Genomic DNA, 11,081 nt, shown 5'->3' on the forward strand with positions numbered 1-11,081 from the left:
ACGGGCGCGCTATCATCCGGCTTTCAGCAAAGGACATTAAAAACAAGGCGCTGGCTGATTGCTGATTGCTGACTGATGGCAGTATCTTCTTTGATGGACAGGTTTAAATCCAAAAGCCGTTCATCAATTTTCATTGCCACACAGTTTCTGGCAAATCCGTCTGAAATACTTTTGGCAATATCCATGCCGCTGGGATTGTTTTCAAAGCTCTTTATAGTATTGTCCGGAAATGTTATGTTAATCATCTTGTTTTCCATTGTGTTTGTTGTCGGTTAAATATAAAATATGGATTTTAGAAGAAGTAATGTAAACAATCAAGGGAAAAAAATTGAATTACAAGTTTATTGAATCAGATGTAGAACTGAAAAACGTCTGTGATGATTTTTTAAAAGAAAAAATAATCGGTGTGGACCTGGAAGCGGATTCCATGCATTGTTTTAAGGAGAAAATTTGTCTGATCCAGGTTGCCACGGCAAAAGAAGCATTTTTAATTGATCCGTTTGAAATTAAAGAGGTCGCCCCATTTTTACGGGTGCTTGAAGACAGGGATGTGATGAAAGTGTTTCATGGGGCTGATTTTGATATCAGAAGCCTTGACAGGGATTATCAGGCACAGGTGAAGAATCTTTTTGACACGGAAATTGCCTGCCGGTTTTTAGGCATCAAAGAACGGGGGCTTGCCGCCCTGTTAAAAAGAAATTTTAATGTGGATGCAGATAAAAAATATCAAAAATCAGACTGGGGAAAACGTCCGTTTAAACAGGGGATGATTGAATATTCAGTAGGGGATGTGGCATATCTTACAAAACTGCATGATATTATCCAAGGGCGGCTTGTGGAAAAAAAGCGGCTTTCCTGGGCCAAAGAAGAGTTTGAAATACAAGAACAGGTCCGGTATGAAAACAATCATGCTTTGCCATTGTTTTTAAAATTTAAAGGCGCCGGTAAAATGGATAATAGGAGCCTTGCCGTTCTTGAAAATTTATTGCAGGTTCGGTTAAAGATAGCACAAAAAAAGGACCAACCTTTATTTAAAATTATATCAAACCCATCTTTAATGACCATGGCCTACGAGAAACCTGTGACAATTGATCAGATGTTGAGCATAAGGGCAATAAGCAAAAAACAGGCAGATATGTATGGAAAGATTTGCGTGGAAGCCATTACCAAGGCAATTAGTCTTGATCATAAAGCATTACCTTCTTATCCAAAGACCAGAAGACCGAAAAAAAATGTTATAGTTCAGGAAAGAATCATACGGCTGAAAAAGATGAGGGAAAAATTGAGTGCCGCAATAGGGATTGAGCCGGGATTTTTATTAAATAATGCAGTGATTGGTTCCATTGCTTTTAAAAATCCTGCAACATCCGAAGACCTCTTAAAAATTGAACATGTGAGACATTGGCAGGTGGAGGCCATTGGAAATGATATCCTTTCAATCCTTGGATATTGCAAATCATGATGGAGAAGAATATGGAACTTGAATTTATCAAAATGGAAGGGCTTGGCAATGATTTTATTATCTTAGATGACCGGGATGGAAAAATAGAACAAAATGAAAATTATCCTGCATTGGCAAAAAGGCTTTGCTCAAGGCATTTTGGTATAGGGGCGGATGGCATTATCCTGATTCTTGAATCCAAGGACCATGATATTAAATTTCGGATATATAATTCCGATGGCTCCCAGGCCCAGATGTGCGGCAACGGCATGCGGTGTTTTGCCAAATACTTGTATGAAAACAAGATGGTTTTAAAAAAGACGATAAGGGTGGATACAAAGGCTGGTACCGTCATCCCTGAGGTGGTCCCCGAAGTGATATCTGGTAATAAGGAACAGGTTCAGTCGGTAAGGGTGGATATGGGAGAACCTGTTCTTTTGTGCAGGGATATTCCATTTGAAAGCCGAAACGAGAAAGCAATTGAAGAACGTTTGATGGCTGGGAATAAAGAGTATCGCATTACTGCCGTATCCATGGGAAACCCCCATGCGGTTATTTTTGTTGATGATGTGGAAAAAGTTGATATTAAAAAAATTGGCCCATCAATTGAAACCCATGCAAGGTTCCCGGAAAAGACCAATGTTGAGTTTATTGAAGTGGTGAACAAAAGTGAATTAAAAATGAAGGTGTGGGAAAGGGGATCCGGGATTACACTGGCCTGTGGAACCGGTGCCTGTGCCGCTCTTGTTGCCGCCCATCTCACGGGCAGGGCATCAGACAAAGCCATTGTCCACCTTGATGGCGGAGACCTTGACATTTACTGGGATAAAGAGACAAACCATATTTTTAAGACAGGTCCTGCCACCCTGGTGTTTGAAGGGCGGATCAGGATTTGATTAAAAAATTTAATTTTTAGAAGTCCTATAAAAAAAAAGAGAAATATATGTATAAATATCTTTTCGGCCCTGTTCCATCCAGACGGCTCGGCATGTCACTCGGAGTTGACTTGGTTCCTCATAAGATATGCTCTTTAAATTGTATTTATTGCGAATGCGGACGAACAACAAATTTAACAATACAGAGAAAAGAGTATATTCCTTATGATGATGTTGTTGAGGAATTAAAAATTTATATGAAAAACAATCCTGCTCCTGATTATATCACTTTTTCCGGTGCCGGAGAACCAACCTTGAATTCTAGAATAGGCGATGTATTAAATTTTATTAAAATAAATTGGCCTGATATTCCGGTAGCTTTATTAACCAATGGAAGTTTATTCAACCACGAACAAGTCAGAAAACAGATTTTAAAAGCCAATTTGGTTTTACCTTCCTTGGATGCAGCTTCAGATTTAACTTTTCATAAGATTGACAGGCCTTTTCATAAAATTAATATTGAAGATTATATTCAGGGACTTATTGATTTCAGGAAAGAGTATAAAGGTAAAATCTGGCTCGAAATTCTAATTCTGCCAACGATAAATGATAGTATTAAAGAGTTACAATTGCTAAAAGATGCAATTATTAAAATAAATCCCGATAAAGTGCAGCTAAATACTTTAGACAGACCGGGAACTGTCAATAATTTAAGACCGGCAAATAAAGCTGAATTGCAGCAAATTGTTAATTTCTGGGATTTTACTAATGCTGAAATAATAGCATCAGTACCCGAACGTAAAGACATGAAATCATACCGTGAAGATACTGAAAACGCTATTTTAGAAACAATTTCCCGAAGACCGTGCACCCTGAATGATCTTAGTAAAATACTCGGGATACATATTAACGAAGTAAATAAATATCTTGGCGTGCTTGAAGACGATGGGAAAATTGAAACAAACAGACAGGAAAGAGGGGTATTTTATCAAAGCAAACATAAATAAAAAGTGAAAATTCAATTATATCAAGAAGATATGATTGAAAGTGTACTTTCGGTAGGGCTGCGTGATTTTATCCTGGTAAATATAATAAACATATTCCTGCCTATTCCGATAATATCTTTTTAAGATATGTTTGAACAAAATCAACCAATTTATTTATTTCATTTTCAGAAATCTGTTTAACGGTATCAATTTTTTTTTCTAGTCCCAGATCATTTTCCCCAATAGCTTTTTCAATATAAAAAGTTCCAACTTCACCATCAGTGAGAATATGACCGCAGCCGCCCACAGTGCCTAAAAATTCATGTTTATAAAAAATCGGGACGGCAAATTTAGCAAAACCTGCATCGCATTCATCAACAAGAGGTTGCTTTGTTTCTGCTGTTTCTTTAGTAAAATATTGATTTGCTACTGCACATATAGCAGCAATCCCCTCAGGGTAAGACTTGATTGTCGGGCAAACTTCATTTGCCCATGATACGTAGGAAGTTATACGATTTCCTTGATTGTCATACACACACGCATTCATTCCGGAACGATCATATAATTCTTTTTCAAAGGCTTCCCATTTTTCTATAGAAATTATATCTGTAAGATTCATTCAATTTTTCCTTATTTTATATTTAATAGTCATATCAAATTTTATAATAAATTGTTCTGTTTTCAACAACGGGATCATAATGGTTTTTTTTAAAATTTACAAACTCATTATTCGTTAAAAATAATTTAATCCAAAATTTTGGGGGTATATCCTTTGGGCAGATGAGCTGTTCCAAGAACACACGGCAGTCCTGTTTCTTTATGAATCTGTTCAGCAATCTTGCCAAAATTATCACAAAAGCCGCCCTTTGAGTCATCCCATCCATTGTCTGTTTTTTTTGCAAAAGAACATGTAACAAAATGAATTGCATGGGCACCTTTTGATTTAAGAATTTTAGCAAGTTCTGCTACTTTATCCCCTGGGCAACGACATGTAAATACGCCCGTAAGCGTACAGTCATCATATTTGTCAAACCCCTGCTTTGTCTTTGCAAGAGCAGTAAAACAACCAGTTAATGGACACTGGTTCTCATTTTTTTCACAACGAATAATTGCAATATTTGTCATTTTTTTTCTTCTGAATAATTATTAAGATTTTAATATAACTGAACCCGATAGTTTTTTCAAATTACAATATCAGCGATTCAGATGCCAGGTATGCCACAGTATCAACTTGTATCCCCAGTTCATAATGATCAGAAAGTTCCCCAAGCTGCCTGTGGCAGGATAGACAGGCTGTGGTAAGGTTGGACAGGCCCGTTGCCTTCATCTGGTTTACCTTTGTTTTTCCGGTAATCATTCTTTTCATGGTAGTGGTGCTGTCCTGCAACATACCACCGCCACCACCACAGCAGATACTGTCTTCCCTGTTAGGGGTCAGTTCCACAACACCTTCACAGATCATTTCCAATAATTGCCTTGGAGCATCATATCCCCCTGATTTTCTGCCAATATTGCAGGGATCATGATAGGCAATTTTATAAGGGTGCACGCCCGGATCAAATTTTAACACGCCCTTCCGGGCATATCGAAGAATGAGTTCCGGCATGCTGACTACTTCAAATCCGGGCTTTCTTCCAATGATATCTTCCAAAAGGTATTTTAGTGTATGATATCCATGGCCGCACTCTGATAGCACAAGGGTTTCAATGCCAAGTTCTTCTGTCGGCTCAACCACCATCAGGGCAATTTTTTTTGTAATATCATCCTTACCCACAAAGTAGGCCCAGTTGGTCACATCGGTATGACGGTAAGACAGGGTCCAGGTCTCTTTTGTGGCATAAAAGAGCTTGGCCATGGCAGTTAAATGCAGCAGGCTGGTGGCAAGCTCCCTTGGGTTGGGGAGATAAAGAAATTTTGTCCCTTTAATATCATGGGGAATTTCAGCTTTTGGATCATTCACTTCATCAACAAAGTCTTCACTGAGCCATTCAACGGTTTCCACAAACTCATCTCTGGTCAGGGCGTTAACATCTCCCAGTTCGATACGGTTTTTAATTCCTATTTTAATGTCATTTGAGATTTTGTCATCGGCAATGGCAAGGCTTCTGGCTTTCCTTACAACCTTGTCCATGGAGATCCCCATGGGGCATCCTTGTGTGCACCGATTGCAGATCAGGCAATCCCAGAGCATGTTGCTGTTCACAAGCTGTTCATCAAGCCCAAGGGCGGCCATGCGGATTATCTGACGGGGCAAGGGCCCGCCTTCCCCATCAAACCAGGTACATCTTGAGTTGCAGGCTCCACAGGTCAGGCATTCGGAAATATTGTCCCCCAGCGCAAACTGGTTCAGCATTTTATACAGAACAGAGTCTTTATTTATTGTTGCATTATCCATATTTATTTTCCTTTATTTTTACACTTTGGAAATAATGCGTTCAAATTTTTTGGTTTCATTGGCGGCTATGGGTTCCCACACAACTTTTGAGGGTTCCATCCCCGGAATACTTAACACTTGTCTCACGCTTGCATCGGCAATATTGCCGCCTTCAAGGGATCGGCAGTTTTCTTCGTGGCAACCGCTGATCATCACTTTTGAAGCTCCATTTAAAAGGGTTTTAAGAATCACGTCACTGCTGATTCTACAGGCACAGGGAATGGGTATCAGGGTGATATTGTCCGGCAGCGTAAGACTGTCTGCTGCAAGGGCGGCAGAGCGTTCACAGGCCAGAATGACCATTTTGTTTTTTTCAACTTTCCGGGAAATCTGATCATTGGTCAGCGCTTTTGATTCAATGGCATATGCCGGGCAGTTGGACACACAAAGGTGGCATGAAAAACAGGAATCCGGTACAATTTCGGGCCTGTTTTTTTCATTCATAATAATGGCCGAGTGCGGGCAGATCCTGATACAGGTCAGGCACTGGGCACATAGTTTTTGATTAATTTCAACCCCTGTATCAATTTGGGGCAAATCAAAGGATTCAGTTGAAAAGACAGATAAAATATCTTTGATTTCATTGTTCAGATCATCCGGGTCGGTCTCATCATGACAGGTCCCGGTAAAAAAGATGCCTTTTCTCGGGCTTTGGGTCAGACGGTGACGGGTATTGGCAGATTGTAAAAATCCTTCCTTATCAAGGGGCTGACCCAGGAGTGCGGCAGCATTTTTAAATTCCCCGGCCGGTGTCAGGCCCGGCGGCAGGACAAGGCAGTCACAATTAAGATTCAGCTCAATGGATGGCAATGTAGCCTCTTTGAGCTTGATCAAGAATCCATTGCCTGAATCCTCAAATTTTAAATCATCATTTGTTTCAAACCTGAAAAAATCGACCCCCTGCTGCCTTGCAGTATCATAGAGACGCTGACCCAATGCACCGTGAACCAGCATTTTGTTCATGATAATGGAAATATTTTTTCCCAAAGCCTTTGCTTTGATAGAGGTTTCCAGGGCAAGACGTGCAAAAGATTTAAACTCAGGCCCAAAATAATCCAGCAGGATGACACTATTATCCGGACAGGTGTCAGGCTTTTCTTCAACCATTTGCGAGAAGGTATCAAGGCTTAAGGACGCATTTTTGAGGGTGTCCAGCCGGTTCAATGATCGTTTTGGTTCAAATGCAGCAATAATGGCCGCACAGGTCAGATATTTCTTTTCATTTCCTGATTCATAATAGAGTGAAAAGTTGCCGGCAGTGCCGCTGATGGAAATAATCCTGCGGTCCTTGGAACCACCTGTTCCCGGCCCGAACAGATAAGTGGAATATCCTTTTGAAGAAATGGCTTTGGCTGTTTTATCTGCCTGAACACCTTCTCCAAACACTGCAATATTTAATTGTTTTTTTGTATTCAACCCAAGGTCATCAATGACTTTGGCAGCCGCTACCCTGCCCTCCTGTCTGGAAGAAAGAATATCTTTGGGACCACTGGCACACCCTGCAATCACCACGTCCTTTGATATGACCGCCTGATCTGTATTAAAAAATCCCCAGGAATTGGGTTTCAGATCAAGTATGCCGCCAAGCATACCATCAGATTTTTCAAGGGCTGGAGAGGGCTGCATGCCGACAGAAAGAACGATAAGATCAAAGGCTTTGGAAACCCTGGACCGGGTTTCTTTATCTTCTGCCACAATGGTCAGCATGTTTGTCTCTGTGTCTTCAAGGATCTCGGCAGGAACTCCCTGAACCAGAGCAATATTTTTGGAAAGCGTATTAAACAGGGGTCTTATCTCTTTTCCAATGACCTGAAGATCCATGTGAAAGAGTGTTATGTCGGACTCAGGAAAGAGATAGGTAAGTTTGTTTGCATGCCGCATGGATATCTTGCAGCATACCTGGGAACAATAATCTCTGCCCTGCTCACGGTTTCGGGAACCCACACACTGGATAAAAGCAATTTTCGGGTCAGGCTTCCCATTAAAATACCCTGAAAGTGTCTCCTCCTGCAGGATGGTGTTTAATTCAGCCGTTGTGATCACATTTTTATAATCATTATAGTGAAAAGAATTTATCTGAACAGGGTTAAAGGGTGAGAACCCTGTGGCCATGATAATTTTTTCCGCATTGAACGATGCGTTATCTTCCAAAATTACCTCATACCCCTGCTTTTTCTTACTAATGGTTTTAACAATGGTATTAAGGTGTAAAATAACATTTTTCTGTTTTAGAACCTGAGCAGCCATTTCAATGCTGAGACAGGCACCGCAGTTTTCGCAATAGTCGGTTGCCATACATGCCCACATGGCGGCATGCCCGCCAAGAGAGCTTTCTTTTTCCACCAGGTGTACGACAACATCCTGATCAACAAGGGTTTGTGCTGTAGCCATCCCTGCAACGCCTCCCCCTATAACCAGAATATTTAGATTTGTTTTTTTCATATGTTCTCCAATATTTATCAATACTGGTTCTGTAAAAATTAAATGCTAAATGGGTCAAACCACAGGAGAGTCTTATCATATTACACGATTAAAAAGAAATAAATTAAACTAACTTTTCAAATCAGGGCAATCCTATGAAAATTAAAATGATAATTGAAGGGTTATTTTTTGGGAGGTTTTGTAACATAGATTAGAGAAAGCACGCCTAATATCTATTTCAAATTTTGGGTTTCATGATATTTTAAGCATAAGTTAACTTTCCTTTAGGCTTTGGAATCTCTCGACCTATCTCTTTTGCTGTTTCTATCCATTCATCTATTATGATTTCTGCATTTGAAACAGCTTCACTATTATTTTTGGCAGTGCTCGCTCAATTTCAAATTTTACTCGTCACGCATTATACCAAAACGCTCGGTAATCCATGTGAATTAAATTAGCTATATTTTTGTGCAAGCTTACGAACTTTTGTTCCTGCTTCATAAAGTCTTTTTTCTGGTAATATTTTTTTCTCAACAGCATTACAAATTGCCTCAACAACTCTTTCTATATGATCATCAGCGTCAGCAAGAAGTAAAAAATCTGATCCTGCATTCAAGGCTTTAACAGCTATTTCTTCAATGGATCGACCTCTTAAAGTGGCTTGTGCATCAAGGTCGTCACTCATAACAATACCATCGAAATCAAGTCTCTTTTTCAACATATCAATTATTTTAGGTGAAATTGATGCCGGGTTCTTTTTATCAAACGCCTCAACAATTGCAGGTCCAACCATGATCATTTCAACTTTATTTGTTATTGCGTAAGTAAAAGGAATAAATCCTTGTTTAAAAGAGGATGCTGCTTCAGTGACGACAGCTTCGGATTCTATTGCAGGGTCAAGAGCAATGTTATGGAATCCTGGGAAATGTTTTGCACACGCAGCAACACCCTCCCTTTGGATCATTTGAATAAAAGCTGAAGTTATTTTTCCAACCACTTTAGGATCGTTAGACCAAGTTCTTCCATGAAGCCAAGGATTCTGACCTGTGACCACATCAAGGATAGGAGATAAAAAGCAATTAATTCTCAAGTTTTTTGCCTCTCTGGCAATCGAAGAGGAGATGTTTTTAAAAATATCAATATCGAAATCGTCTATTTTTGACATGTCTGGGAAAGGGGGAACAAGATCGTGCAATCTACAGATACCTCCAATTTCTTGATCAACAGCAACAATCAAATCACCTGACATAGTTATAGCCTCTTTGATCAGAGTCAGAAATGTTTCAGACTTTTCAATGGTTTTACGCTCATCCGACATTTTCCTGCTAACATATTCTTCCCTCGATTCTCCTATCAAAATAGAACAGCCACCATTCTCTAAAAATCTTTTAACAGAATCACTGAGGGTCAATAATTCAAAAGCTGGTAAAATAACAGCATGCGCATTTTTTCTTCGGCTTTTTTCCATTATGTTTTCCTGAAAATATAAATATCTTTTGTAAATTCGGTCATTATACATTACATTTTCAATTCGAGAAAGAACAGATTTTATCCCTGAAGAAAGTGATAATAGTGTCTATCTACAGTCTATGTAAACCTTTAGCCCAAAGGCGTTCAATTCTTTTTCCAGTGCTTATGGTGAATTAAATTTCACTGGTATTTAAAACTGTTTACCAGACCTCATTTCCAGACAAGGCCTGGTACAAGATATAGGATTTGAGGAAAATCCCTGTGTGAAACTTTAATCATGGGCACCAAATGAAAATTTGAATACTGTAACTCTAAGACTGTATTCCAAAATATAAAAGCAATATTTTTTGAGGGAAAGTGGGATACGCCCCTTGATAAAGGCAGGCATTTTATAAATGGAAAATCATTTTTAGGAAATCATGACTGCCTTGAAATGGTCAGTCTTTTAAAAAAAAATGTGATATTTCTGGTAAATGATACAAAACGCATTAAAAAAGAAACCCGTAAAGCAGGTTTGCTTTGTATCACTTAAGTTGCAGACAGGATGGATGAGGCAATGATAAGGATAGTGATGAGAAGGGCGATGGGATCTTTTTGAGTGAATTGAAGCATCCTGTTCAGGGGAAAGAGGATAACGCCGGAGGCAAGTCCGCTGAAAAATCCAAAGACATGGGCCCAGACATCTGTATTCTCTCCCTGGCTGAACATGGCGATCAGCACGGCACCGGCAAATATGGGCATCAGATTATTGAGGCGGAACGGTTTTGCCTTCTGCGTTATCTGAAATGCCACAAGAAGGCCTGCAGCTCCCATAATTGCTGTTGAGGCCCCAATGGAAAGATGGGCGGTTTTGTATAAATGGGCATTGATAAGATTGCCTATAGTGCCTGCAAACAGCAGCATAAAAGGCCCCACGCCAAAACCTGAAAGGGTAATCACGGGTGCACCGAAAATGAGCATGCCTGCCATATTCCCCACAAGGTGCCGGGCATCTGAATGCAAAAACAGGGCTGTAACGGCTCTGTACGTCTCTCCCTGGAGGATAAAAAGGGCGGACGCACCATATTTGAGTATCATGTCTTCATGGATATGGGTGTGAAGACATAATGCATGGACAAGCCAGAGTAGTCCCATGATGGAAAAAGCAGTATATGATTTAAATGAGGATATGGGGATTTCCTGTAACTGCTGTTTGAGCCTGAAAAATTTATTTTCTTTGTAATAGGTCTCAATCATGATGAGGGCTTTTTCCATATCAGCATGATTTACAAGGATATTAAATGAATTGTTTTCCCGTTCAACATGGTTTTCAATATTTTGAGACGCTAAAATAAGGAGTATTAAATCTGCTCTTCTGGCAGAAAGATCTGTTAATAATTTTTCAAAATTTTGGCTCATGAGCTAAAGGGCCTTGATCTTTTTCGACAATGGTTTTAATACAATTAAAAAATAAG

At 39.6% G+C, this 11,081-nt stretch carries 10 protein-coding genes; 3 read left to right on the plus strand and 7 right to left on the minus strand.

Annotated features, from left to right (window positions below; genetic code table 11):
- Positions 1 to 23: 23 nt before the first annotated feature.
- Positions 24 to 245 (minus strand): hypothetical protein, encoded by a 222-nt coding sequence (locus K8S13_RS10965; protein WP_291462486.1) that lies wholly within the window; start codon positions 243 to 245, stop codon positions 24 to 26.
- A gap of 83 nt (positions 246 to 328) precedes the next feature.
- On the opposite strand from K8S13_RS10965, the gene K8S13_RS10970 reads away from it, so the two are divergent.
- From K8S13_RS10970 to K8S13_RS10980, 3 genes are read left to right on the plus strand one after another with little or no spacing between them, the layout of a single operon-like run.
- Positions 329 to 1,462 (plus strand): ribonuclease D, encoded by a 1,134-nt coding sequence (locus K8S13_RS10970; protein WP_291462487.1) that lies wholly within the window; start codon positions 329 to 331, stop codon positions 1,460 to 1,462.
- Between the two features lie 11 nt (positions 1,463 to 1,473).
- Entirely contained in the window at positions 1,474 to 2,337 is an 864-nt protein-coding gene (gene dapF, locus K8S13_RS10975) for a diaminopimelate epimerase (RefSeq protein ID WP_291462488.1), read from the plus strand.
- A 47-nt stretch (positions 2,338 to 2,384) separates the two neighbouring features.
- Positions 2,385 to 3,323, plus strand: coding sequence for a radical SAM protein (locus K8S13_RS10980; protein ID WP_291462489.1), 939 nt, complete (start codon positions 2,385 to 2,387; stop codon positions 3,321 to 3,323).
- A gap of 100 nt (positions 3,324 to 3,423) precedes the next feature.
- On the opposite strand, the gene K8S13_RS10985 is transcribed toward K8S13_RS10980, so the two are convergent.
- The 6 genes from K8S13_RS10985 to K8S13_RS11010 form a co-directional block, all read right to left on the minus strand.
- A complete protein-coding gene (locus K8S13_RS10985; RefSeq protein ID WP_291462490.1) occupies positions 3,424 to 3,921 on the minus strand; it encodes a PocR ligand-binding domain-containing protein in 498 nt (165 codons plus the stop codon).
- A 125-nt stretch (positions 3,922 to 4,046) separates the two neighbouring features.
- Complete coding sequence (locus tag K8S13_RS10990; protein ID WP_291462491.1) at positions 4,047 to 4,427, minus strand: CGGC domain-containing protein; 381 nt, start codon at positions 4,425 to 4,427, stop codon at positions 4,047 to 4,049.
- 61 nt (positions 4,428 to 4,488) lie between these two features.
- The gene (locus K8S13_RS10995; RefSeq protein WP_291462492.1) at positions 4,489 to 5,697 is read right to left on the minus strand and encodes a (Fe-S)-binding protein; all 1,209 of its coding nucleotides are present in this window, start codon (positions 5,695 to 5,697) and stop codon (positions 4,489 to 4,491) included.
- 18 nt (positions 5,698 to 5,715) lie between these two features.
- The gene (locus K8S13_RS11000; RefSeq protein ID WP_291462493.1) at positions 5,716 to 8,178 is read right to left on the minus strand and encodes a hydrogenase iron-sulfur subunit; all 2,463 of its coding nucleotides are present in this window, start codon (positions 8,176 to 8,178) and stop codon (positions 5,716 to 5,718) included.
- Between the two features lie 433 nt (positions 8,179 to 8,611).
- Positions 8,612 to 9,625 carry a glycoside hydrolase family 3 N-terminal domain-containing protein gene (locus K8S13_RS11005; RefSeq protein ID WP_291462494.1) on the minus strand — a complete coding sequence of 338 codons (1,014 nt, stop codon included), beginning with the start codon at positions 9,623 to 9,625 and terminating at the stop codon, positions 8,612 to 8,614.
- Between the two features lie 530 nt (positions 9,626 to 10,155).
- Positions 10,156 to 11,025: a rhomboid family intramembrane serine protease gene (locus K8S13_RS11010; protein WP_291462495.1), complete on the minus strand. Its 870-nt coding sequence runs from the start codon at positions 11,023 to 11,025 to the stop codon at positions 10,156 to 10,158.
- Positions 11,026 to 11,081 lie beyond the last annotated feature (56 nt).

Source organism: Desulfobacula sp. (genome assembly GCF_021107415.1).

Excerpts from the sequence above, each read along its gene's own strand:
- K8S13_RS10985 (WP_291462490.1), bottom strand. The coding sequence starts at position 3,921 with ATGAATCTTACAGATATAATTTCTATAGAAAAATGGGAAGCCTTTGAA.
- K8S13_RS11010 (WP_291462495.1), bottom strand. The coding sequence starts at position 11,025 with ATGAGCCAAAATTTTGAAAAATTATTAACAGATCTTTCTGCCAGAAGA.
- K8S13_RS10980 (WP_291462489.1), top strand. The coding sequence starts at position 2,385 with ATGTATAAATATCTTTTCGGCCCTGTTCCATCCAGACGGCTCGGCATG.
- K8S13_RS10965 (WP_291462486.1), bottom strand. The coding sequence starts at position 245 with ATGATTAACATAACATTTCCGGACAATACTATAAAGAGCTTTGAAAAC.
- K8S13_RS11000 (WP_291462493.1), bottom strand. The coding sequence starts at position 8,178 with ATGAAAAAAACAAATCTAAATATTCTGGTTATAGGGGGAGGCGTTGCA.
- dapF (WP_291462488.1), top strand. The coding sequence starts at position 1,474 with ATGGAACTTGAATTTATCAAAATGGAAGGGCTTGGCAATGATTTTATT.
- K8S13_RS10990 (WP_291462491.1), bottom strand. The coding sequence starts at position 4,427 with ATGACAAATATTGCAATTATTCGTTGTGAAAAAAATGAGAACCAGTGT.
- K8S13_RS11005 (WP_291462494.1), bottom strand. The coding sequence starts at position 9,625 with ATGGAAAAAAGCCGAAGAAAAAATGCGCATGCTGTTATTTTACCAGCT.
- K8S13_RS10995 (WP_291462492.1), bottom strand. The coding sequence starts at position 5,697 with ATGGATAATGCAACAATAAATAAAGACTCTGTTCTGTATAAAATGCTG.